Annotated in this window: 17 protein-coding genes and 1 pseudogene; 9 read left to right on the top strand and 9 right to left on the bottom strand. The window is 38.2% G+C overall.

Annotated features, from left to right (window positions below; genetic code table 11):
• Positions 1–86: 86 nt before the first annotated feature.
• The 7 genes and pseudogenes from A9996_RS00820 to A9996_RS00790 form a co-directional block, all read right to left on the bottom strand.
• Positions 87–653: a hypothetical protein gene (locus A9996_RS00820; protein ID WP_066429832.1), complete on the bottom strand. Its 567-nt coding sequence runs from the start codon at positions 651–653 to the stop codon at positions 87–89.
• A 19-nt stretch (positions 654–672) separates the two neighbouring features.
• Positions 673–1,287 carry a transposase gene (locus A9996_RS00815; protein ID WP_066429829.1) on the bottom strand — a complete coding sequence of 205 codons (615 nt, stop codon included), beginning with the start codon at positions 1,285–1,287 and terminating at the stop codon, positions 673–675.
• Positions 1,288–1,414: 127 nt separating this feature from the next.
• Positions 1,415–4,867, bottom strand: coding sequence for a pyruvate carboxylase (locus A9996_RS00810; protein ID WP_066429826.1), 3,453 nt, complete (start codon positions 4,865–4,867; stop codon positions 1,415–1,417).
• Positions 4,868–5,264: 397 nt separating this feature from the next.
• Positions 5,265–6,312: pseudogene (arsB, locus tag A9996_RS00805) on the bottom strand (ACR3 family arsenite efflux transporter).
• A gap of 2 nt (positions 6,313–6,314) precedes the next feature.
• Positions 6,315–6,938 (bottom strand): arsenate-mycothiol transferase ArsC, encoded by a 624-nt coding sequence (locus A9996_RS00800; protein ID WP_066429821.1) that lies wholly within the window; start codon positions 6,936–6,938, stop codon positions 6,315–6,317.
• A gap of 251 nt (positions 6,939–7,189) precedes the next feature.
• On the bottom strand, positions 7,190–9,103 hold the full coding sequence (gene htpG, locus A9996_RS00795) for a molecular chaperone HtpG (RefSeq protein WP_066429819.1): 1,914 nt from the start codon (positions 9,101–9,103) through the stop codon (positions 7,190–7,192).
• A gap of 169 nt (positions 9,104–9,272) precedes the next feature.
• Complete coding sequence (locus tag A9996_RS00790) at positions 9,273–11,723, bottom strand: alpha/beta hydrolase family protein (protein WP_066429816.1); 2,451 nt, start codon at positions 11,721–11,723, stop codon at positions 9,273–9,275.
• Positions 11,724–11,900: 177 nt separating this feature from the next.
• Between A9996_RS00790 and A9996_RS00785 the strand changes: the two genes are divergently transcribed.
• Positions 11,901–12,911, top strand: coding sequence for a 3-oxoacyl-ACP synthase III family protein (locus tag A9996_RS00785; RefSeq protein WP_066429815.1), 1,011 nt, complete (start codon positions 11,901–11,903; stop codon positions 12,909–12,911).
• 720 nt (positions 12,912–13,631) lie between these two features.
• Here A9996_RS00785 and A9996_RS00780 read toward each other — a convergent pair.
• On the bottom strand, positions 13,632–16,091 hold the full coding sequence (locus A9996_RS00780; protein ID WP_066429813.1) for a TonB-dependent receptor: 2,460 nt from the start codon (positions 16,089–16,091) through the stop codon (positions 13,632–13,634).
• 118 nt (positions 16,092–16,209) lie between these two features.
• On the opposite strand from A9996_RS00780, the gene A9996_RS00775 reads away from it, so the two are divergent.
• Positions 16,210–16,581 (top strand): CoA-binding protein, encoded by a 372-nt coding sequence (locus A9996_RS00775; protein ID WP_245905330.1) that lies wholly within the window; start codon positions 16,210–16,212, stop codon positions 16,579–16,581.
• On the opposite strand, the gene A9996_RS00770 is transcribed toward A9996_RS00775, so the two are convergent.
• On the bottom strand, positions 16,552–17,994 hold the full coding sequence (locus A9996_RS00770; protein ID WP_066429809.1) for a sodium:solute symporter: 1,443 nt from the start codon (positions 17,992–17,994) through the stop codon (positions 16,552–16,554). The two genes, A9996_RS00775 and A9996_RS00770, sit on opposite strands and share 30 nt — an antisense overlap.
• Positions 17,995–18,116: 122 nt before the next feature.
• On the opposite strand from A9996_RS00770, the gene recR reads away from it, so the two are divergent.
• The 7 genes from recR to A9996_RS00735 all read left to right on the top strand — a co-directional run bounded on the left by recR (position 18,117) and on the right by A9996_RS00735 (position 24,751).
• Positions 18,117–18,734, top strand: coding sequence for a recombination mediator RecR (recR, locus tag A9996_RS00765; RefSeq protein WP_066429807.1), 618 nt, complete (start codon positions 18,117–18,119; stop codon positions 18,732–18,734).
• A gap of 7 nt (positions 18,735–18,741) precedes the next feature.
• Complete coding sequence (locus tag A9996_RS00760) at positions 18,742–19,845, top strand: glycosyltransferase family 2 protein (RefSeq protein WP_066429805.1); 1,104 nt, start codon at positions 18,742–18,744, stop codon at positions 19,843–19,845.
• A 107-nt stretch (positions 19,846–19,952) separates the two neighbouring features.
• Complete coding sequence (locus A9996_RS00755) at positions 19,953–21,308, top strand: dihydrolipoamide acetyltransferase family protein (RefSeq protein ID WP_066429802.1); 1,356 nt, start codon at positions 19,953–19,955, stop codon at positions 21,306–21,308.
• 169 nt (positions 21,309–21,477) lie between these two features.
• On the top strand, positions 21,478–22,254 hold the full coding sequence (locus A9996_RS00750) for a 3'-5' exonuclease (RefSeq protein ID WP_066429939.1): 777 nt from the start codon (positions 21,478–21,480) through the stop codon (positions 22,252–22,254).
• Positions 22,255–22,550: 296 nt separating this feature from the next.
• Positions 22,551–23,162, top strand: coding sequence for a fumarylacetoacetate hydrolase family protein (locus tag A9996_RS00745; protein WP_066429937.1), 612 nt, complete (start codon positions 22,551–22,553; stop codon positions 23,160–23,162).
• On the top strand, positions 23,163–23,504 hold the full coding sequence (locus A9996_RS00740) for a hypothetical protein (protein ID WP_066429800.1): 342 nt from the start codon (positions 23,163–23,165) through the stop codon (positions 23,502–23,504).
• Complete coding sequence (locus A9996_RS00735; RefSeq protein ID WP_066429798.1) at positions 23,504–24,751, top strand: competence/damage-inducible protein A; 1,248 nt, start codon at positions 23,504–23,506, stop codon at positions 24,749–24,751. The genes A9996_RS00740 and A9996_RS00735 overlap by 1 nt, the downstream gene beginning before the upstream one ends.
• Positions 24,752–24,757 lie beyond the last annotated feature (6 nt).

Raw genomic sequence — 24,757 nt, 5'->3', positions numbered from 1 at the left:
TTAGATTAATTTAAATATTGACGAGCAAAAAAACTGGTGCAGTCAATTCCTGTTGGAATGTTTTGAATCATGCTACAACGCTCAGATTAATCTTCATTGCCCCATGGCGCACTTGGTGTTTGCACTTCCTTGTTCAGATCAAATTTTACAGAAAAAATCCGGTCTGTGCCTATTCTGCGGAGGTTGTAGGTAAAAGAGCTATTATCCACGGTCATCCACCACACATTATTGGAGGCATGGGGCAATAGATTCGCCGTAAACTCATCTGCCGGAAAAAATTGGATATCGGCCAATCCTGTATTTGGGCTGAGTCCCCCATATTGAGTAACGGTATCTTCAGATCCGTCTTTCAATCGGTGGTCGTGTTTTAAGAGAATCAAATTTTTATCATCCATTGTAAGTACCCAAGTTCTGGATTTGTCATCGCCCACAAAGAAGGGGATTTTGATCTCGTTTTCATCACAGGTGCGCACATGCATCACTAGTTTTTCCCCTGTAAAGCCATCGCCTTCTTCTCCTCCAGCTGTGATTTTACCTTCATAGGATTTTCCGCAATGATTTTTTAGTGTATCCCAAAATTGAACAGATCCGGGCACCACCTGTGCCATCATTTGGAAAGGTATTACCAATAAGATAAAGAGAAATTTTTTCATATTTTCAAGATAAGGTTTATTAGAGAAATGTGTCTTTTTTCCAATTCTTCGGATTGTTGAAAATGTAATCAGATATTCTTTGGAATGCTTTATCAGATCTTATAATATGCTCATGGAAATAGGATTGCCATGCAAAATCAATGGTGTTTATCGTTGCATATGTTTTGACAGATGCTTTATAACCTCGAATTATTGATGCCAAATTTTTGGATTGTGGACCAAATTTATTTGGTTGTTGTTGTGGAGACACAATATTTTGTGTCTCCAACAATACCAAATCAATGGGTTTGTCAATAATTATAATTCCATGCACATGATTTGGCATAATGACATGGTTCCCTAATTTTACAAATGGAAAATGGTTTGGTATCAATAACCAATTTTGATTGGCAATATTTCCTATTTCTGATAATTGCATTTCTTGGGCAGACACAATGTTTTGTGGAGACACAATATCTTGTGGAGACACAATATTTTGTGGAGACACAATATTTTGTGTCTCTATTACATCCCCAAAATAATGTTTTCTGCTTTTGGTGCAAATGGTCACAAAATAGGCTGCATTGCTTCCATAATCCCAATTTTGCAAACGGGTGGATTCTATTCTATATTTATTTCTGAATTTTTCGGACATCAGAATTTAAAATTCTTTAAATATTAATATTATAGAAAACACATTTTCTGGGTTATTGTGCTTGTTCTTTAGATATTGCATTTAGAAGCAATATCTTGATGTGGAGATGCAAAATATTGCGTCTCCACTATCCCATGGTTAATATCAAATCATCCTGCATCACCATAGTGCCTTCCTTAAGGGTAATGGATTTTACCTGTCCAGCTTTAAAAGCGGTGACTGTTGTTTCCATTTTCATGGCTTCAATAATAAACAAGGGGTCATTCTCTTTGATTTTTTGTCCGCGCTTTACCAATACCTTATAAAGCGAGCCTTGTAAGGGGGCGCCAATCTGGTTAGTGTTTGTGGAGTCGATTTTCTCATGGGTTTCTTTTTTAATATTGAGCGATTTATCTAAAACCTCTACAAAACGGTTTTCGCCATTGACACTAAAGAAGACAATTCTGATACCGTCTTCATTAGGAATTCCCACAGAAAGTAACCTGACAATAATCGTTTTTCCTGGTTCCAGTTCAATCAACGTTTCTTCGCGCTGCTTCATGCCATAAAAGAAATTCTTGGTAGGCACCAAAGCTAGATTTCCGTATTGTTTGTAATTCTCATGGGCTTGTTCAAATACTTTTGGGTATAAAGTGTAGGACAAGAAATCTTCCATCTCAATAGCTCTTGTAAAGCCTTTTTGGAACTTCTTTTTGAAAGCTTCAAACTCTACATCAAAATCGATAGGCTCCAAATGGGCGTTTGGTCTATCAGTATACGCTTTTTGATTTCTTAAAATGATTTTCTGTAACTTCTTTGGAAATCCTCCAGCAGGTTGGCCTAAATCGCCTTTAAAGAAATTGATTACCGATTCTGGAAACGAAATTTCTTCGCCACGCTCCATCACGTCTTCTGGTGTCAGATTGTTGGTCACCATAAAAATGGCCATATCACCAACCACCTTCGAACTTGGTGTTACTTTTATGAGGTTACCAAACATGGTATTTACCCTGGCGTACATCTTTTTAACCTCGTCAAAACGATCGCCTATGCCCAAAGCGATGGCTTGAGGACGCAAATTGGAATATTGTCCACCTGGAATTTCATGTTGAAATACTTCCGCCGTTCCCGCTTTTAAACCAGATTCAAAAGGGTAATACAGCTCGCGCGTATCTTCCCAGTAATTTGAAAATTGATTCAGCGTATTCATATCAAATTCGTGGGCCCTCGGTTGTCCTTGCATCATTTCCACAACAGCGTTGAAATTGGGTTGTGAGGTCAATCCTGATAAACCGCCCAATGCCACATCAACCACATCCACACCAGCTTCAATGGCTTTGAGATAGGTTGCGGATTGTAATGATGAGGTGTCATGCGTATGCAAATGTATTGGAAGCTTGACGGTGACTTTCAAGGCGCCCACTAATTCAGTTGCAGCATAGGGTTTCAATAATCCCGCCATATCTTTGATGGCGATCATATGTGCGCCAGCATTTTCGAGGTCTTTGGCCAGTTGGGTGTAGTATTTCAGATTGTATTTGGTTTCATTGACATCCAAAATATTTCCGGTATAGCTAATAGCTCCTTCGGCGATGCCACCCGTTTTGTTTCTTACGAAATTGATGCTTGGTTCCATCGCTTTGACCCAATTGAGCGAATCAAAAATCCTAAAGATATCAACGCCATTCTCCCATGATTTTTCAACGAATTTCTCAATCAAATTGTCGGGATAGGCCTTGTAACCCACCCCATTGCTTCCACGAAGCAGCATTTGAAACAGAATGTTCGGCACTGCTTTACGCAATTCGCGCAAGCGTGTCCACGGACTTTCATGTAAAAAGCGCAAACAAACATCAAAAGTAGCGCCTCCCCAAACTTCCATACTAAACGTGTTGGGATGGTTTTTAGCAAAACTCTCGGCAACTTTCATCATGTCAAAAGTTCGCATACGGGTGGCCAGCAACGATTGGTGTGCATCTCGCATGGTCGTATCCGTATAATGAATTTTGTTTTCGTTTTTAAGCCATTGACAGAATTTTTCAGGACCCAATTCCGTCAACATATCTTTGGTGCCTTTTGGATGCGGTGCCGCTAAACTGAACTTTGGCACTTTCGGATTTCTGAAGACTTTGTTTGTATCCTTATTCTTTACATCAGAATTGCCATTGACGATCACCTCGGCTAAAAACTGTGTAACTTTTGTCGTTCTATCTTGTGGTAATTTGATCTTGAATAGGGCAGGGGTGTTCTGAATAAAATTGACCGTCACTTTGCCTTCCTTAAAGGTATCATGAAGAATGACATTCTGTAAAAAGTGAATGTTGGTCTTTACACCTCTAACTCTAAATTCTTTTAAAGCACGTACCATTTTCCGAACAGCACCATCCAAAGTCCGCCCATGAGCAGAGACTTTTACGAGCATAGAATCAAAAAACGGACTCACGCTATAGCCTTGATAAATGCTTCCCGCATCAAGACGGATGCCCATTCCTGCGGCACTTCTATAAGTCGTGATGGTGCCATAATCTGGTGTAAAATTATTACCAGGATCTTCAGTGGTCAAGCGGCATTGAAGGGCAAAACCATAGGTCTTCAACGATTCTTGTTCGTGAATTTTGATTTGTTGGTCTGACAATTTGTAACCTCCAGCTACGAAAATCTGTGTTTTTACCAAATCGATGCCAGTAACCATTTCAGTAACGGTGTGTTCTACCTGAATCCTCGGATTGACTTCTATAAAAAACACATTGTCTTCTTTATCCACTAAAAACTCAACGGTTCCAATATTGTTATAGTTGACTTCCGTAGCAATGTCAATTGCATATTTATAAAGATCTTGTTTGACTTTTTCCGAAACGTTATGTGAAGGAGCAATCTCAACCACTTTTTGATGGCGACGCTGTACAGAGCAATCGCGTTCAAATAAATGACGAATATTACCGTGATTATCTGCCACTATCTGTACTTCAATATGTTTTGGATCTTCCACATATCTTTCAAGAAACATCGTATCATCACCAAAAGAATTTAGAGCTTCGTTTCTGGCAGAATCGAAATTCTGTTCCAAATCTTCATCTTTTCTGATGATGCGCATCCCGCGACCACCACCACCTGAGGCAGCTTTCAGCATTAAAGGATAACCAATAGTCTTCGCTTCAGATAAAGCTATTTTTAAAGATGTTAATTTCTTTTTGTTGCTCTCAATAATAGGAACATTACACTTTACGGCAATTTTTTTTGCAGTTATCTTATCTCCCAGCGCATCCATAACTTCTGGAGTTGGACCAATAAAAACGATGCCATTTTGAGCACATTTTCGGGCGAACTCTGAATTTTCAGAAAGAAAACCATAACCTGGATGAATGGCGTCAACATTTTTCGCTTTCGCCAAAGCTATGATTTCGTCCATATCCAAATACGGCTTTAAAGGCTGATTGTCCTCACCAATTTGATAGGATTCGTCTGCCTTGTTCCGATGTTGGGAATATCGGTCTTCATAAGTGTAAAGGGCGACGGTAGCTAAATTTAACTCTGTACAGGCGCGCATGACGCGAATAGCAATTTCTCCTCTATTGGCAATAAGTACCTTTTTGATCTTCATAATATTTGCGTGTTATGTGATGAGAGTGGATGTGGTGTTGAAATGGAAATTTTAAGTAGCGATGTCAGTTGTGCTTCCCAGAAATAAGATCTTGGAAACGATGACTGTTTGCTGAAAATGAGCTTTTGGTCCACAGATTTTCTACGGTTCGTTCGAAGATAATTTTAAATTATTCAAAAACAAAAAGTAGCCCCAAAAAATACTACTGCATTTTTTGTGGAGTGATTGCAATTGCACATGGGTTTCCCACCCGATCTAATGTGTTGACCTTGTTATTTAGCTAAAGTAGGAACTGCTATTTTCAGTTTTTGATGAACGCTTGCATTTAGTGGAATATGAAAAATTCACGGAATTCCAAAAAAATGAAATCCGTGAATAATAGCAGTGTTTTATCGGTTTAAGCTTGAGCTTTTCCGTAATATTTTTTACGCAGCCAAAATGAAACCCGAACCAATAATATCAATGCGGGCACTTCTACCAAAGGGCCAATAACTCCAGCAAATGCTTGACCTGAATTTAGTCCGAAAACTGATATAGCGACAGCAATAGCCAGTTCAAAATTATTTCCTGCTGCGGTAAATGCAACCGCCGCGGTTTTATCGTATTCGGCACCCATGGCTTTGGTAAAGAAAAAGCCAATGATGAGCATTAAGCTAAAATAGATCAACAGAGGAACGGCAATAATTAAAACATCCATCGGGATTTCAACAATCATTTCGCCTTTTAACGAGAACATCACGATAATGGTAAACAAAAGTGCAAGCAATGTCAACGGCGAAATAGTAGGAATGAATTTATTGGTATACCATGCTTCACCTTTTAGTTTGACTAAAATTAATCGGCTTAAAACTCCCATGATAAACGGAATTCCTAAATAAATCGCGACACTTTCTGCAATTGTTCCGATAGAAATATCGACAATCGCTCCTTCAAAACCGAAATAAGGTGGCAGCACAGTTATAAAAATCCACGCATAAAAACTATATGCAAAAACTTGAAAAATACTGTTCAAGGCTACTAAACCAGCGCCATATTCGCTGCTGCCTTCGGCAAGGTCATTCCATACTAAAACCATGGCGATACATCGGGCCAAACCAATCAAAATGAGGCCGACCATATATTCTGGGTAATCACGTAAAAAAGTGATGGCCAAAATGAACATCAAAATTGGACCGATGATCCAATTGAGAATTAGCGAAATGGATAGAATTTTTGTGTTTCGGAAAACTTTTGGCAACAACGCGTAATTGACTTTTGCTAAAGGTGGATACATCATTAAAATTAAACCAATTGCAATGGGAATGTTGGTGGTTCCGCTACTTAACGAGTTGATGACGTTTGGAAAGGATGGAAAAAAATAGCCAATGCCCACACCTAAAAGCATGGCAATAAATATCCAAAGCGTTAAGTAACTATCGAAGAAAACTTAGTTTTTTTGATTCCATTTTTAAGAATTGATTTGAGAGAAAACATATACTAGTTCGGTTGCAATTTGCAAACTTCGTTCACTGTATTTTTCAGCTTGTTGTGGGGTATTGTCAAATGCTTTTGGGTCCTCAAATGGTATTGGTATGCGTTTTTCTGCACCTGCAATAAATGGACATGCTTCATTGGCCGCATCGCAAGTCATAACCGCCGCAAATTCAGATTTTGGATTGAAATCATCATCCAACGTTTTTGAAAACCCAATAATAGGAGGTTCATTTTGGGCGTATTTGATGCTGTAAATGGGGTTATGGCCTTGTGAAAGCGTTTTGATTTCAAAACCTGCATTTTCCAAGGTTTCTGCAACCATTGGAAAAAGTGCTGTACTCTCTGTCCCGCCTGAATAACAGAAAACATTGTGGATATTGAAATGGGAAGCTAAAGTTTGTGCCCATACTTGGGATAAATGACTTCTTCTTGAATTGTGCGTGCAAATAAAATTGATCCGAACCTCCTGATGGTTTGAAACTTTTGACTGAATAAATTCAGTTAGCGGTTGTAGATTTGCTTTGCGTTCATCGGTGATTCCGTCAATGTCTAATGATGTGATGACATTTACAATTCTCGTAAATAAGGTTGTTTTCATATCATGTTTGTTGCGATAACTGGATTAATTTGAAAATGTAACTTACCAAAGTGGCAAAGATTACTCTATTCATTGTTTAATTGCAATATTACGATTAACAATTAAATTGCCAAAAGTTTTTTCAGACAACTTTGAAAACGGGACTCTTTATTTTTCGATTGGTCCATAAAAAAACCACCTCGATTTCTCGAAGTGGTTTGTGTTCTAGTTATGATCCCGAAGTATCGGGGACTGCCTTCGCAGGAATTTAGTTATTTAATCATGTCGTAAGAACGTTTGATAAAATCGCTCAGTTCTTTTCCTTTTAACAGGCCTTGAGATAGACGTGCCAAATCTAAACTTTGAGAGATTAAGCGTTCTTGCTTTTTCTTGGTTTTGGTGCTTAAGATTTCACCTACCAGGTCAGAGTTTGTATTGACCACCAAATTGTACATCTCTGGCATATTGCCCATTCCAAACATACCGCCACCGCCAGTTGCCTGCATCTCTTTCATACGACGCATAAATTCTGGTTGTGTGATGATAAATGGAGACGCATCACTATCCATTGCTTCCAATTGCACCATGAATTTTTCAGATGGAATTGCTTCTTTCAGAATGGTTTCCAACTCTGTTTGTTGTTCATCAGTCAATTTAGAGATTTTAGTATCGTCTTTATTGATTAAATTATCAACATGGTCAGCATCCACACGGGCAAACGTAATGTTTTCCTTAGTGGACTCCAATTTTTGCATCAAGTGACTTATAATTGGCGAATCTAATAATAACACTTCATAGCCTTTAGCTTGTGCAGCCTCAGTATAGCTATGTTGTGCATCTTCATTGGAGGCGTATAAGATGACTAACTTCCCATCCTTATCGGTTTGGTTGTCTTTAATTTTATCAAATAATTCTTGATACGTGTAATATTTGCCGTCCACTGTTGGGTATAATGCAAAAGCATCTGCTTTGTCAAAGAATTTATCTTCTGAAAGCATGCCGTATTCAATCACAATCTTAATGTCGTTCCATTTTTTCTCAAAGTCCTCACGGTTCTCATTGAACAAAGATTTCAACTTGTCAGCAACTTTACGTGTGATGTACGATGCGATTTTCTTCACATTACCGTCTGCTTGCAAATAACTACGTGAAACGTTCAACGGAATGTCTGGAGAATCAATGACACCACGTAACATGGTCAAGAATTCAGGGACGATGCCTTCCACATTATCTGTAACAAACACTTGGTTTTGGTACAATTGAATTTTGTCCTTTTGGATGTTCAATTCGCCGGTCATTTTTGGGAAATACAAAATACCAGTCAGGTTGAACGGATAATCCACATTCAAATGGATATGGAACAATGGCTCCTCAAACTGCATCGGATACAATTCTCTGTAAAAAGATTTGTAATCTTTGTCCTCCAAATCAGCAGGTAATTTGGTCCACGCCGGATTTGGATTATTGATGATGTTATCAACCGTAGTTTTCTTTTGAGGCTCAGTAGTTTCTTTGCCGTCTTTATCCTTTTTAGTCTCTGGTTTGTGATCAGGATCATTGACTTCCTTAGTTCCAAATTTGATTGGAATAGGCATGAACTTATTGTACTTGGTTAATAGTTCACGGATTTTAGATTCTTCTAAAAACTCAGTAGAATCTTCTGCAATGTGAAGAATGATTTCTGTACCACGTTCTGTTTTATCAACAGGTTCTAAGGTGAATTCAGGAGAACCGTCACAGGTCCAGATGACACCTTCAGTTCCTTCTTTATAAGATTTGGTAATAAGCTCAACTTTTTCAGCCACCATAAAAGCGGAGTAGAAGCCCAATCCAAAATGGCCGATGATGCCTGCATCTTTTCCTGCCTCTTTATACTTATCCAAAAATTCTTCAGCTCCAGAAAAAGCAATTTGGTTGATGTATTTTTCAACCTCTTCTGCAGTCATTCCAATTCCTTGGTCGATGATGTGCAATTTTTTACCTTCCTTATCGATTCTGACCTCGATTTTTGGATTGCCATATTCTACTGTGGCTTCACCAATATTGGCAAGATGTTTTAACTTTAGAGTGGCATCTGTAGCGTTACTGATTAACTCACGTAAAAAGATTTCGTGATCGCTGTACAGGAACTTCTTAATTAATGGAAAGATGTTTTCTACCGAAACATTAATATTTCCTTTTGTCATATTTAATTTATTAAATGTTCCCACGGAAGTGGGAAACTGTTGAACAATATTTTTCTTGTGGTTTCAATGTACTAGTCAACAAAAATGCCAATTCACCATTTGTGACAAGATGGCACAAAAAAAGCCATTCTGAGTGAGAATGGCTTTTTGATAAAGTAGGATGAAAAAACTAGTTTTTAATTGTTTCTTTTTTATTGATCGGTTGTTCTATCTTTTTATTCTTTACATAAGTTTCCAACCATTGGTCTTGTTCCCATAGCATGTGCATGATAGATTCCTTAGCACTGTAGCCATGACTTTCCTTAGGCAACATCACCAATCTTACAGGCGCACCCAAACCTTTTAAGGCATTGAAATAGCGCTCACTTTGCATTGGGTAAGTGCCTGAGTTGTTATCAGCCTCTCCATGAATGAGCAATAATGGTGTTTTCATTTTTTCAGCATTCATAAATGGCGACATGGTATTGTATACTTCTGGAGCTTCCCAGTAGTTGCGTTCTTCACTTTGAAACCCAAAAGGTGTCAAGGTTCTGTTATACGCACCACTTCTTGCAATACCTGCAGCAAATAAATTAGAATGGGATAATAGGTTGGCTGTCATAAACGCACCGTAGGAATGTCCGCCAACCGCCACACGGTCTCGATCAATATAGCCCATGGCATCAACGGCATCAATGGCTGCTTTGGCATTGCCTACCAACTGTTTTACAAAAGAATCATTGGGTTGCTCGTCACCTTCACCAACAATTGGGAATGCAGCGTCATCCAAAACCACGTAACCTCTGGTCACCCAATATAAAGGTGATCCATAAGACGGATAGGTGAACTCATTGGAATTTGACGTGTTTTGGGCTGCACTGTTTTTATCTTTGTATTCCCGAGGATACGCCCACATGATCATCGGGTATTTTTCACCTTCTTTATAATCTGTTGGCAGATACAAGGTTCCTGTAAGTGGCAATCCATCATCACGTTTGTAGGTGATGACTTCTTTGTGAACATCTTGAATGCTTTTGAACGGATTTTCAAATTGGGTCAGAGGCTGAAGGCCGATGCGTTTTTTGATATTTCTGATATAGTAATTTGGATATTCATTTTTAGATTCAATTTGAACTACAAACTCACCTGCCTTTGCATCTAAGGCGAACGCTATATTTTCTACTTTATCAGTCAATTGCGATTGGTATAAACGTTCTGTTTTTTGTGATTTTAGGTTGATTTCATCAATAAAAGGAAATTGGCCTTTATCACTATAACCGTCTCCAATTAAATACGCTTTCCCATCATGGAGGTCTAAAACAGATTCATCATAGGCATTTAAGGTGGTCACAAAGTTACCTGGATCACTGTATACATCTTGATAATTTCTATCCGAAAGAACTTTTGGTGTTTTGTTTGCGTTGGAAGGATCAAACAAGTAAGTTCGTGTATTTCTGGTGTTCCACCAATTGTCATAAGCAATGGCGGTATTTTCATTCCCCCATCGGATGCCTGCAAAACGGTCCTTAGTTTTTAAAAGGGATTGTTTTTTAGCAGTAAAAGGTGCGGTTTGCTGAAATACTTCATCTCTAAAAGGTACTTCATTGGCAGGGTCACCTCCGTCTAAAGCTTCAGTCCATACTAAGGTTGCAGGGTGGTCGTTACGCCAATTTAAGTCGCGCATGCCCGTACGTTCAGCCATAAACCCCTGTGGTAAATCTTCAATAAGTGGGACTTCTAACATTTTCTTTACCAATTTGCCTTTAGCATCATAAATGGTGGTGGTAGAAGGAAATCTACTATAAGGGACCAAATAGGAAAAAGGTTTGCTAATGGTGGTGACCATCACATAATTTCCGTCAGGAGAAAAATTCATGCTTTGGTAGATGTCTGTAGATTTCCAATTTGAAGACGTTCCGTCCAAATTCACTTTTTGAATGTCAGACAAGGCTAATTGCTCAAAATTATATTCGTCATTTGGGTTTTTGAGTAAATCTTGATAGGTTCTGTTTTGAGCTTTTACCCCGGCTTCACTTACTGAGATTGTTGGGCCTTCAGGAACAGATTCTTTCGGGTCAATCAATTCTTTTTTTGATGAGGGAAGTGTTTGCACCAATAGAGAATTACTGTCTTTAAACCAGGTATAAGGACTGCCCATATTGGCATTCAGGTTATCTTGTGTCAATTTTTTTGCTTGTGCAGTATTAATGTCAACATACCATAATTCTACGCCCTGAGCTGTTGTATTGGTAAAAGTGGCATACTTTTGATTTGGTGACCAAGACACGTAGGCAAAACGTCCGTTTTCTGGCAATCCTTTAATATCTTGAGGGTCGCCTTCTTGACCTTTTCTCATTTTGATATCTGTATAAAAGGTAGTTCTGCTGCCAATGTTCGTCACTGGGTTTATTCTCAGTCCGCCAAGGCGCATTTCAGTTTCAGAAAGCTCATCAATGGTTTTGTAATTGCTTCTGTAAAGGAAAATAATATTTTCACCGTTGTTGTCCATACTGATGCGTGGCGCCAGCGGCGCTTCTGCAAGAGTGAGGATGCTTTGATCGGGTTTTTGATAGGATAAATTGACTTGCCCAAAGCTAATTGCGGCCAATGTCAAAAAGAAACTTAATAATAGTGTTCTCATTATGAAGGGTTTTTTAGTTAAAGTCCTAAAAATAATTAAAACTGGCGTAGCGCATCATTATAATAATGTTAAAAAGCGGGGTAATTTTCAGAAATACGCATTTAAAACAGGTAATTTTACGGATACTATGAATATTGTTTAAATTGCGATACTTTTTAATACTTAACAAATTGACTTATGTATAATTCCAAAATAATTGGTTTAGGACATTATGTGCCTGATAATGTAGTGACTAACGAGGATCTGTCTCAGATGATGGATACCAATGACGCATGGATTCAAGAGCGCACGGGAATAAAGGAGCGCCGATGGGCAATTGAAGGTTCTGGAGACACAACATCTGCAATGGGTGTAAAAGCCGCCAAGGTGGCCATTGAACGTGCCGGAATTGATAAGGACGATATCGATTTTATTGTGTTCGCCACCTTAAGTCCTGATATGTATTTTCCTGGTCCGGGTGTGCAGGTACAGCATGCTTTAGATATAAAAACCGTTGGCGCATTGGACGTTCGGAATCAGTGTTCGGGCTTTATCTATGCCATATCGGTTGCTGATCAATATATAAAAACCGGAATGTATAAAACGGTTTTGGTCATTGGTAGCGAACTCCATTCCCATGGATTGGATAAAACCACACGAGGTCGTGGGGTTACAGTTATTTTTGGCGATGGGGCAGGAGCTGCAATTTTAACGAGAGAAGAAGACAATTCAAAAGGTATCTTGTCCACCCACTTACATTCACAGGGAGAACATGCCGAGGAATTGGTATTGGTAGCCCCAGGAATGGGAAAACGCTGGGTCAACGATATTCTTAAAGATAATGATCCAAATGACGAAAGCTATTTTCCACATATGAATGGGCAGTTTGTTTTCAAAAATGCTGTGGTCAGATTTAGTGAAGTGATTATGGAAGGGTTGATGAAAAACAATCTTCAAAAAGAAGACATTGACATGCTCATTCCGCACCAAGCCAATTTAAGAATCTCGCAATTTATACAAAAGAAATTTGGTTTGGATGATGATCAAGTCTTCAACAATATCCAAAAATATGGCAATACGACGGCGGCATCTATTCCTATTGCCCTTACAGAAGCTTGGGAAAAAGGTAAAGTAAAAGAAGGAGATGTGGTGGTATTGGCCGCTTTTGGTAGTGGCTTTACTTGGGGGAGTGTGATTATTAAATGGTAATCCAATTTTTATGAAGGCAGAAATCATATAAAGAAAAATAACTGCCCTAGAGCGTATTGTTTAAGCTGATGTAATTGCGCTGATATGTCAACACTTTTTATGAATGATAAGGATTAACTTCAGTGAACTTATAGGATTCCTGCCTAAGCAGGAATTAAAAAACCCGAAACATAAATCTGTTTCGGGCTTTCTACTATTAACCAACATTAACTAACACTGTGATTAATTTATTAGAATAATCACGTTATGTTAGACGTAAAATCTTGTGTTTTATTTTGTTATAATTAAAATTTAACAATCAATTAACATATTGTCCTGGCTTTTGAAAGCATAATCTTTCAAATTTAACGTATTACGATGGAAATGGGAGATGATTTAAAACCGTGGGTTTCTCCAAATGGAATTCTGAGATTAAAACCTACATAAAATATCATATAACAAGAAAAGAAAAATCCGAAGTAAAAACTCCGGATTTGACATGAACCTAAGTTATTTATAACCTTTTCCAAATATCAGAAGGCTAATTCAAATCAATTTAAAAAAAGGACTATAGCTTGTTAGGTGCTCAAAAATCGTAATTTAATTGCAAATTTAGCTGTGAATTACGATATTTTTACAAAATTTTAACTCAACAAAAGCCCAAAATTTAAATTGTTTTGGGCTTTCTCAATTAACAACCTTACCTAACATTAACCATCAACTATTATGTAGGTCGTTATTTTACATAAATCCGCCGCTTCCTGATTTTTCATTGTCGTCTCTATTTTTTCTTTGTAATGCACTATATTTTCCTCCTCCAAAACGATAGGAAAGACCAATGCTCCAAGTGTTGCTTTCCCAATTGAACTGCCCAATTTGTGGATAAGGTCTATTGCTCTCAAATCTTGCCTTCATGGTATTAAAGATATCATTGTAGTTAAAACTAAACGTAGCAGCATCATCCAAAAATGAATACCTTAAACCTGTATTTACAAAATACATGGGCTTGTTGGTAAACTGCAAACCTTCTTGTTCTGATCTATACATCCCAAAAACAGAAAGGGTTAAATTTTTGGTGGCTTTAAATGTATTGTTCATTCTAAAGTTGTACGCGACATTGTTTACCTTAATTTCAGTGAGTGCAATATCATTTATGGTTGGTTCTTGCCCCAACGGTGTATTTAAAACTTCAGAAATACCTTTTTGGGTTTGTGCAAAAAGATCAGCACTGGCATTAAAATTCCACCATTTGGTAGGCTTATAATTACTTGACAGTTCAATACCATACGCCGATGTATTGTCAAAATTGTCATAGGTGAGGATTACTTTGTTCAAATCCAATCGGTCAATAAAAACGGCTTGGTTAATTTCGTCTTCAATCATTCTATAGAAAACACCTCCTGTGATGGACCCTTTTTCTAGTTTTCTGGTATAGTTCACTTCAACTGAATTGGTAAACTGAGGCTGTAATTCTGTATTCCCGAACGACGAAATTAGCGGTGTACTCCATTCTCTAATTGGGTTGACTTGTTGCAAACCTGGTCTGTCTACACGACGGCTCACACTTGCCTGATAAGAATTTTTTTCATTTGGTGTATAGGTCAAAAATGCAGAAGGATATACTTGAAAATATTCATTTTTAAACGGTGTCGTCTCACTTGAACTTTCTGAAATACTGATGGCTTTGGCATCATCTGTAACAGCTTCTGCTCGTGCACCAACTTGATAACTCCATTTTTCAAAAGTTTTGCCATATGTTGCATAAGCTGAGTAAATATCTCTTTGATAATTAAAGTCTGTACTTGGCGTATCGACAATAAGTCCTGTTGCATCAAAAGATTGTCCTGTAGAATCATAATTGACATCTGTATTGAACAGGCGTGCTTCAAGGCCTACTTCTAATTTTGCCTTTTCACTCAACGGATTGACATAATCTATATTGATAGTGGTTTGGTCGCGCTTGGTATTTACAAAATCTATATAATTTGGAGGGAATGGAATATTAAAGGAATTAAAACCTGAGATTTCACCTTGATCAAAGGCATTGTAATCAACTTCGAGATCGATTTTTTCTCCTTCCTTTTTAAAATTGTGTTTATAGACTACATTGTATTGCGATGAAATATTATCTGAAACAGTGTTAAATACTTGTCCTCTATCTGCTGTGTTGGGAGCTAAAATACTCGTAGTGCCTATGCCTGTGCCGTCATAGGTATTTTGGTTTGTAAATACAGAAATGGTATTGTTGTCATCTGCATAAAAATCAATTCCAAACTTATAAAGATGTGATTTATTATTGTTGAAAAAATTGAAAATCTGTTGTGAGTTATCGTCAGGTCTTTCAATAGTACCATAATTGGTGCTGTTGCCAATGTTGTTCCCATAATTTCCATACAGATTGAATTTTCCGTTTCTGTAATTTAAATCGATAGAACTGTTAAATCTCGCATTAATTTCCTTGGTCAATCCCACATTAAGATTTCCGTTAAAACCAATATTGGTGTTTTTGTGAAGAATGATATTGATGATGCCGCTCATACCTTCCGGATTATATTTTGCAGAAGGATTTGTGATCAGTTCAATTTGTTTGATAGACGTTGATGGAATTTGTTTGAGCAATTGGTCCACAGGAACATTGGATAATTTGCCATCCACCATAACGCGTACATTTTCGTTACCGCGTAAGCTCAAATTGCCTGTTTGCTGATCAATACTCACAGAGGGAATATTGTTCATAATGTCAGAAGCTGTGGCACCAGCCGTAGTCAGATCTTTTCCGACTGTAATTACCTTTCTGTCCACTTTTTGTTGAATGGTTGAGACTTCTGCCACAACCGTCACTTCGTCTAAACTTGCAATATCTTCTTCTAAAAGGATGTTGCCTAAGTCTACATTGTAGGTGTCTTCGCCAATTTGAAAAGGTTGTGCAACAGTTTTGTAACCAATATACTGAATGGTTGCTGTAAGTTTACCTTCAGGTAGTTTGGCAATTTTGAAAGTTCCATCGTCTTGTGTGATGGCGCCAGTAATAGTTTCATTGCTACTGTTTTTAATAACAATGGTAACGTAAGGTAAGGGTTCATTAAGATTTGCATCTATGATGGTTCCGGAAATAGAACCTTCTTTCAATTCGTGGGTAGCCGATGGTTGTGCATACAATGTAGAACACATTAAAATGCATAAAAGCAAGATTGATTTCATTTGTAATTAATTTTTTGATTTGATTGATGAATTTTGAATTGATTGTTACTTTTACAGACGAGTACATTTGTAAGCTGTTACTCTATTTAGCATTTCTTAACAAATTTTAACATTTGATATGATGAAGAAAAATAAAAAAACCTTGGTATTTGGTGCTTCTTTAAATCCGAGCCGATATTCCAATTTAGCCATGTACAAACTGGTAGCTCATGGTCATCAGGTACTAGCTTTTGGATTAAGGAAAGGTGTGGTTGCGGGCGTTGAGATTGATACAGAATTGCTGCCCTATACCGGCATTGATACCGTCACCTTATATATGAATGCCGGAAGACAGGAGCCATTTTATGAATATCTGATAGGTTTAAAACCTAATCGTGTGATTTTTAATCCTGGGACAGAAAATCCTCAATTCTTTAAGTTGTTGAAAGAGAAACATATTGAATTTGAAATGTCATGTACCCTAGTGATGCTTGGTACGAATCAATATTAGTCCTGTAAATGTCAATAGGCCGTTTAAGATTAGAATAAAAAATCCAAATTCAAAGCCTATCCATTTCAAGCTGTTGACGCTGATGACATAAGATAGAACTGGAGATAAGATTGCTATAATTGGTACTAATTTGTCCTTTATCTCCCATTTGGTAAACATGCCAAATGTGTATAAACCAAGCAAGGGACCGTAGGTGTATCCTGCAAAAATAAAGAGCTGGGCAATGACACTTTCATCCTTAATGACATATTTGAAAGCGATGATCACTAAGATCAAAACGAAAGAAATCATAATGTGAATGCGCTTTCTGATAGCGATTTGCTTGGCAACATCGTACTTTTTTTCAATATCCAAAATATCTATACTAAAAGAAGTGGTCAAGGCAGTCAGTGTACTATCAGCGCTACTAAACGCTGCAGCAATTAATCCGATAAGGAAAAATACGAAGACGCCAATACCCAAATGCTCTTTTGCCAGAATCGGGAAAAGGTCATCTTTCTGGGCGTCAATCCCGTTTTGTTGCGCGTAGACGGTTAGAAGTAATCCTAAGCTTAAAATGACAAAATTCACAATGGTTAGAACAATGGTAAACCAGAACATATTCTTTTGGGCATCTTTTAAACTTTTACAGGTGAGGTTTTTTTGCATCATGTCTTGGTCCAATCCTGTCATAACAATGGCAATAAAAGCTCCGGAGATGAACTGGTTCCAGAAATAGTCACCAGATTTGAAATCGTCAAAAAAGAAGGTTTTAGACATGTCGCTGTCCAATACATATCCTAAAAGGTTGCCGCCACTGATGCCTAAGTCGCTACTTACAGAATAAATGGCCACTCCAATGGCAATCAGCATAAATAAGGTCTGTAAAGTATCGGTCCACACAATGGTTTTAATCCCAGATTTAAAAGTGTATAACCAAATTAAAAACACGGTAATAGTTACAGTTTGCCAAAAACTAATGCCCAACTCATCAAACAGGATCACTTGCAATACATTCGCCACCAAAAACAGTCTGAAACTAGATCCAACAACCCTTGAGATCAAGAAAAAGGAAGCACCAGTTTTATAGGATGCGTTTCCAAAACGTTCATCAAGATAGGTGTAAATAGACGTTAAATTGAGTTTGTAATAGAGTGGAAGAAGCACCGTCCCAATCACGAGATAGCCTACAATATATCCTAAAACTACTTGCATATAGCTAAATTGCGAGGCTTCAACCCAACCTGGAACCGAAATAAAAGTCACGCCAGATAGCGATGCGCCAATCATGCCAAAGGCAACCACATACCACGGGGCTTGTTTGTTCGCTTTAAAAAAGGTATTATTGTCTGACTTATTTCCTGTGAGATAAGATATTAAAACAAGAACTCCAAAATAGGATAGGATAAGCAGGATAATTGTTATAGAATTCATGCATTTAAAATAAGGCGCAAATAACTTATTAAAATATGCAAATTCCAAATTTCACCTTTCAGTATAAAATAAGAATTTCGCAAAACACTATAAATGTGCACTAAAATTGTAATTTTGAACCCATGGAATTTTCTTCAAAACTACTCGAAAAAGCGGTATATGAAATGTCACAACTCCCAGGGATAGGGAAACGGACGGCATTGCGTTTGGTGTTGCATTTACTAAGGCAGCCCAATGAGCAAACCTTACATTTGGCTTCGGCATTACAGCATATGAGAAATGATATTAAATTTTGTAAAAGTTGCCACAATATCAGTGATACTCAGCTTTGCGAGATATGTGCAAACCCACGCAGAACAGATGAAATCATTTGTGTAGTGGAAGATATTAGAGATGTCATGGCCATTGAGAATACGAGTTCCTTTAAAGGTCTATACCATGTTTTGGGCGGAAAAATTTCCCCGATGGATGGCATTGGGCCAAACGATCTCAACATTTCAACCTTAGTCACTAAAGTGAAAGAAGGCCATGTAAAAGAACTGATTTTCGCCTTGAGTTCTACAATGGAGGGCGATACGACCAACTTTTATATTTTCAAGCAAATCCAAGATTGTGATATTGTTACCTCTACTATTGCTAGAGGCATCTCCGTAGGTAATGAGCTGGAATATACAGATGAGGTGACCCTAGGAAGGAGCATTTTAAACAGAATCCCTTTTGAAGCGTCCTTAAAATCTTGATGTTTATTTGAAATTGTCTGTTGTCATATTGAGCTATAATGTGCGCTACTTTTTAGAGTTGTGCATTAAGAGTGTCCAGGCCGCAATAGCAGACTTGGATGCTGAAGTTATTGTTGTTGATAACCATTCTTCAGATGCCAGTTGCCAAATGGTAAAGACGCTCTTTCCAGAGATTACACTCATTGAGAACAAACAGAATCTTGGCTTTTCCAAAGGGAATAACATTGGCGTTACCCAAGCAAATGGCGAATATATCTGCCTTCTAAATCCTGATACGGTTGTTGCTGAAGATACGTTTAAAAAAACTTTGGCATTTGCTGAGGTGATTCCAAAAATGGGGATCTTAGGCTGTCAACTTATTGATGGACGCGGTCAATTTCTGCCTGAAAGCAAACGAAATATTCCTACACCAATCATATCAATTAAAAAAGTGTTGGGCTTTTCAAGCGGTTACTATGCTAAACATGTATCGCCATCTGATATTGGTGAAGTTGACGTTCTTGTGGGCGCTTTTATGATTCTGAAAAAAACTGTTTATCAACACGTAAAAGGCTTTGATGAAGATTATTTTATGTATGGTGAAGATATCGATCTTTCCTACAAAGTTTTAAAGGCGGGATTTCAGAATTTTTATTTTGGAGAAGCCAGCATTATACATTATAAGGGAGAGAGCACTTTAAAAGATAAAACATATGCCAAACGCTTTTATGGCGCCATGCAGATTTTTTATAATAAGCATTTCAAATCAAATTGGGCTTTTGACATGATGGTATGGTTTGGCATAAGGGGGTCTCGATTAGTTTTAAAAACACCTAAAAAGGTCGATAAAAAAACAAGTGGTCGCATCCTATTATCTGAACATCTGGACGTCAATATCAAGTTTCCGTTTAAATTTGAGATGGCAGAAAATTTAAAAACCGTGGCAGTCAATTCTCAGGTTATTTTTGATGGCAATACCATGAGCTACAAGCAGATTATTGATGACATGATATCCTCAGATAAGAAGAAGTTTTTAACTTTTAGGATTTTACCTAAAAATGCTCAGTTTATCATTGGTAGCGATAGTTCACAGCAACAAGGAGAAGTCATTGTGCTGCCAAAACTCCAGTGAGCATATGCACAACGGATTCGGAAATTATAGAGGATTATGTAATGAAGTATGGCATTTTTAACTAATTTTGCAAGAGCAAATAAATATTTTAGCATTAGAATAGTAATATGGCAAAGTTTGAATTGAAACTTCCTAAAATGGGAGAGAGTGTAGCAGAAGCAACCATTACCTCTTGGTTGAAAAATGTGGGCGACACTATTGAAGCTGATGAAGCAGTATTGGAAATTGCAACAGATAAAGTGGACAGCGAGGTGCCAAGTGAAGTAGATGGGGTGTTGACAGAGATTCTCTTTAAGGTGGATGATGTTGTAAAAGTAGGTCAAACTATTGCTATTATTGAAACGGAAGGCAGTTCAGACGATGCGTCTAGTGCTCCAAAAGAAGAACCAGCGCAAGCGCCGGTAAATGAAGCTCCTGAAGTTGCTGAAGTTAGCCAAACCGTTGAGGCAGCCAAAACTGCGGTAGCAGCGCCTGTAACCTCTACTGAAGATCGTTTTTATTCACCTTTGGTTAAAAATATAGCCAAACAAGAAGGCATCTCCCAATCTGAATTGGATACTATTTCTGGAACCGGAAAAGAAGGACGTGTCACCAAAAATGATATTTTGGAGCACATTGAAAATAGAAAATCTGATGCAACCACAACGTCGCAAAGTTCTACCGACTCGGTAAAAGAAACAGCACAAACACAGCAGCCTGCAGCGCAAGAGAAATCATCTGAAAAATCGAAAACCACGTCAGTAGTTGCTGATAACGGGGATGAGATTATTGAGATGACCAGAATGGGCAAACTCATTGCGCATCATATGGTGGAGTCTGTACAGAAATCGGCACACGTACAAAGTTTTATTGAAGCTGATGTGACCAATATCTGGAACTGGCGTAATAAAGTCAAAAACGATTTTGCGAAACGCGAAGGCGAAAGTTTGACCTTCACTCCAATATTTATGGAAGCTGTTGCGAAGGCACTTCGTGAGTTCCCAATGTTGAATATTTCGCTTCAAGATGATAAAATCATAAAAAAGAAACATATAAATTTAGGTATGGCCGCTGCGCTTCCTGACGGGAATCTTATTGTGCCTGTTATTAGAGATGCAGACCAGTTGAACCTAATTGGGATGACCAAACGTGTTAACGATTTGGCAAATAGAGCCCGTTTAAACCAATTGAAACCAGACGATATTCAAGGCGGAACCTATACCGTTACAAATGTGGGTACTTTTGGAAGCATCATGGGCACACCAATTATCAATCAGCCACAAGTTGGTATTTTGGCCTTGGGGGCTATCAGAAAAGTACCGGCGGTTGTTGAGACTCCTCAAGGTGACTTTATTGGAATCCGATATAGAATGTTCTTATCCCATTCTTATGACCACCGCGTCGTCAATGGTGCTCTTGGTGGACAATTTGTAAAAGCGGTCAAAGACTATTTGGAAGCTTGGGATGTGAATCGAGAAATTTAAAATATAGATCAAACCTGACAGTCCCGAAGCTTCGGGGCTGTCAGGTCTCAAAGCAAAACTTAAACAATTCATAAACCTAACCTTAAAGCAGTTGGGTTTCTCTATTTTTACGCAACAACAAACAACAAACAACAAACAACAAACAACAAACAACAAACAACAAACAAAGATGACACTCAATCTTACCAAACCCATTTGTTTTTTCGACCTTGAAACCACAGGCATTAACATCACCACTGACAGAATTGTAGAAATTGCTATTTTGAAGGTCTTTCCTGATGGCAAGGAAGAACGAAAAACATGGTTGGTAAACCCAGAAATGCCTATTCCTGCTGAGGTTACGGCGATTCATGGAATTTCTGACGCCGATGTTGCTGATAAGCCCATTTTTAAGGAGTTAGCGAAAGAGATCAATACCATGGTCAAAGATTCAGATTTGGCAGGATTCAACTCCAATCGGTTTGATATTCCATTATTGGCGGAAGAAATGCTGCGTTCTGATGTTGATTTTGATATGAAAGGTCGCGTAGCCGTTGATGTACAAACCATTTTTCATAAAATGGAACAACGGACGCTTTCTGCAGCCTACAAATTTTATTGTGATAAGAATTTGGAAGACGCACATAGCGCCGCTGCAGATACTGATGCTACCTATGAAGTTTTAAAGGCGCAACTGGGCAGATATGAAGAATTGGAAAATGACACCAAATTTTTGGCCGAATTCAGTTCGCGTAAAAAGTTTGCCGATTTTGCGGGTTTCATTGTCTACAATAAATATAACGAAGAGTGCTTCTCATTTGGGAAACATAAAACCAAAAGGGTAGAAGACGTCCTGAATGAAGAGCCTGGTTATTTTGGTTGGTTGCTCAATGCCGATTTTCCGCTGTATACCAAAAAAGTATTGACCGCCATAAAGTTGAGGGCTTTTAATAATAAATTGGCATAAATTCCTGCGAAGGCAGGAATCTCTTGGTCTCACGTTCTGAGTAATTTTTTATGAGATATTCATTCCTTATTTTCCTAATTTCTCTGGCAACAGTCAGCAGTTGGCAGTGTGACATTGTCAGCTTTCAGTTTTGCTCTGTGTAACTCTGTGGCTCTCTGCGCAGCTCTGTGTAATATTTCGACAACAATTTTAACCAACGGCATTCTGTTTTTTTTATAATTTTGACAATTGAAAACTATTCGGGCATTCGTGGCAACACAACACAAAAACAACAAACAACTTTACAAAGAACACCCATGAAAATCATCTGCATAGGCCGCAATTACACTGAGCATATAAAGGAATTGGCCAATGAAAAACCAACGGATCCAGTAGTGTTTCTGAAACCGGACACCGCTATTTTGTTAAATAAGCAGCCCTTTTTTATTCCAGATTTCTCAAATGATGTGCATCATGAAGTGGAAGTTTTAGTGAAAATTTCTAAGGTTGGAAAATATATCGCTAAAAAATTTGCGCATAAATATTATGATGAAATTGGTCTTGGTATTGATTTCACAGCGCGAGACGTACAACAGCAATTAAAAGAAAAAGGCTTGCCCTGGGAGAAAGCCAAAGCATTTGATGGCGCAGCAGTTGTAGGCAAATGGTTGCCGAAATCACAGTTTGAGTCTGTAGACGCGCTTAATTTTTCATTGAAAAAAAACGGAGTAGTTGTGCAAGAGGGCAATACGAGTCACATGCTCTGGAAAATTGACGAGCTTATAGAATATGTGTCGAAATATTTCACTTTGAAGATCGGAGATATTATCTTTACCGGCACACCATCAGGAGTTGCTAAAGTAGAAGCTCATGATGAACTTATGGGATGGATTGAAAACAACGAAATGTTTAAAGTAATAGTCAAGTAAATGGAAAACAATTATAAGCTTTATCGCGTTCGTGAATTGGCTGATGGCGATGAGGATTTTATTATGGCAATTGCTGCGGCGTTTTTGGAAGAAGTTCCTGAGGATGCTGCACGCCTCAAAAAGGCAGTGGCTGAAGCAGATTATTATACCACCTATCAAGCGGCCCATAAAATGAAACCTACCATTGATCTGTTTGAACTTGGGGTTTTGCAAGAGTTGATTACTGTGCAGGATTGGGGTAAATTTGAAAAGAAAGACGAAGATGTTTCGGCGCAATTACAATTGGTGTTGGAGGCAGTAGAAAGAACTACTGAAGAAATCAAAAACGATTTTAACCTCTAATGTTAGCAGAAATTATAACTATTGGAGATGAAATTCTCATTGGTCAGATTATCGATACCAACTCAGCCTTTATCGCCAAGCAGCTCAATAAAATTGGAGTGTCCGTTTATCAGATCACCTCTGTGCAGGATGATAAGTCGCACATCCTGAAATCTTTAAAAGAAGCTGAAGAGAACGCCAAAATTATCATTATTACTGGCGGATTAGGTCCAACCAAAGACGATATTACAAAAAAAACCATTGCAGAATATTTTGACGACACCTTGGTCAGAAACGAGGCGGTAACCGCAAATATTCAACGCATCTGGTCAGATTTCATCAATAAAATCCCCACACAAGTCAATCTCGATCAAGCTCTGGTACCTTCAAAAGCGCAAGTGCTCATGAATTTACATGGGAGTGCTCCTGGGATGTGGCTCGAGAAAGACGGGAAAGTATTTATATCGCTTCCTGGAGTGCCTTATGAGATGAAAGGCTTGATTGATGATGAGGTAATCCCAAAGTTAAGACAACAGTTTAAATTCCCTTACATTCAACATGAAACCCTATTGACCTATGGTCTGGGCGAAAGCGCTTTGGCAGAACGTATAGAAGCTTGGGAAGATCATTTGCCTTCTTATATAAAATTGGCCTATCTGCCAAGTTTGGGGAGGGTGCGTTTGCGCCTTTCGGGTAAATCCATGGACAAACAGTTGATTCAGGTCGAAATAAAACATCAAATTGCGTTGTTGTTGCCACAAATTGAAGATATTTTTGTGGGCTACGAACGTGATGAATCTATAGAAGCCGTTATCGGACAACAATTGATTGCTTTGGGCAAAACAGTGTCTACTGCAGAGAGTTGTACTGGCGGAAAAATTGCCGAGTCATTTACCGCAAATGCAGGTGCATCACATTATTTTAAAGGCAGTGTGGTCAGTTATGATACCCAAGCCAAAGTAGATCTTTTGAAAATTGATGCACACTTAATTGCCGAGTTTTCAGTGGTTAGTAGTCAGGTAGCAGAAGCTATGGCTGCATCAGCCCTAAAACTTTTTGATACGGATTATGCGATTGCCACAACAGGAAATGCAGGACCTGATAAGGGCGATTCAGATGCTGAAGTGGGGACGGTATTTATTGCACTTGCCACAAAAGACAAGGTGTTTTCAGAACAATTTACGTTTGGAAACCACCGTCATAAAGTCATTAATCGAGCGGCAAATAAGGCCTTTGAAATGCTTCAGAAAGAAATTTCAAAAAAGTAACAATTT

It is taken from the genome of Gelidibacter algens, assembly GCF_001678675.1.
Classification (GTDB): domain Bacteria; phylum Bacteroidota; class Bacteroidia; order Flavobacteriales; family Flavobacteriaceae; genus Gelidibacter; species Gelidibacter algens.
The sequence above is the reverse complement of the archived record's forward strand: the minus strand, read 5'-3'. Positions and strand labels throughout refer to the sequence as shown.

What these genes read in the sequence shown, in the direction of transcription:
- A9996_RS00810 (WP_066429826.1), bottom strand. Translation starts at nt 4,867, where the DNA reads ATGAAGATCAAAAAGGTACTTATTGCCAATAGAGGAGAAATTGCTATT.
- A9996_RS00745 (WP_066429937.1), top strand. Translation starts at nt 22,551, where the DNA reads ATGAAAATCATCTGCATAGGCCGCAATTACACTGAGCATATAAAGGAA.
- A9996_RS00755 (WP_066429802.1), top strand. Translation starts at nt 19,953, where the DNA reads ATGGCAAAGTTTGAATTGAAACTTCCTAAAATGGGAGAGAGTGTAGCA.
- A9996_RS00800 (WP_066429821.1), bottom strand. Translation starts at nt 6,938, where the DNA reads ATGAAAACAACCTTATTTACGAGAATTGTAAATGTCATCACATCATTA.
- A9996_RS00775 (WP_245905330.1), top strand. Translation starts at nt 16,210, where the DNA reads ATGATGAAGAAAAATAAAAAAACCTTGGTATTTGGTGCTTCTTTAAAT.
- A9996_RS00780 (WP_066429813.1), bottom strand. Translation starts at nt 16,091, where the DNA reads ATGAAATCAATCTTGCTTTTATGCATTTTAATGTGTTCTACATTGTAT.
- A9996_RS00790 (WP_066429816.1), bottom strand. Translation starts at nt 11,723, where the DNA reads ATGAGAACACTATTATTAAGTTTCTTTTTGACATTGGCCGCAATTAGC.
- A9996_RS00770 (WP_066429809.1), bottom strand. Translation starts at nt 17,994, where the DNA reads ATGAATTCTATAACAATTATCCTGCTTATCCTATCCTATTTTGGAGTT.
- A9996_RS00785 (WP_066429815.1), top strand. Translation starts at nt 11,901, where the DNA reads ATGTATAATTCCAAAATAATTGGTTTAGGACATTATGTGCCTGATAAT.
- A9996_RS00750 (WP_066429939.1), top strand. Translation starts at nt 21,478, where the DNA reads ATGACACTCAATCTTACCAAACCCATTTGTTTTTTCGACCTTGAAACC.
- A9996_RS00740 (WP_066429800.1), top strand. Translation starts at nt 23,163, where the DNA reads ATGGAAAACAATTATAAGCTTTATCGCGTTCGTGAATTGGCTGATGGC.
- A9996_RS00820 (WP_066429832.1), bottom strand. Translation starts at nt 653, where the DNA reads ATGAAAAAATTTCTCTTTATCTTATTGGTAATACCTTTCCAAATGATG.
- A9996_RS00735 (WP_066429798.1), top strand. Translation starts at nt 23,504, where the DNA reads ATGTTAGCAGAAATTATAACTATTGGAGATGAAATTCTCATTGGTCAG.
- A9996_RS00815 (WP_066429829.1), bottom strand. Translation starts at nt 1,287, where the DNA reads ATGTCCGAAAAATTCAGAAATAAATATAGAATAGAATCCACCCGTTTG.
- htpG (WP_066429819.1), bottom strand. Translation starts at nt 9,103, where the DNA reads ATGACAAAAGGAAATATTAATGTTTCGGTAGAAAACATCTTTCCATTA.
- recR (WP_066429807.1), top strand. Translation starts at nt 18,117, where the DNA reads ATGGAATTTTCTTCAAAACTACTCGAAAAAGCGGTATATGAAATGTCA.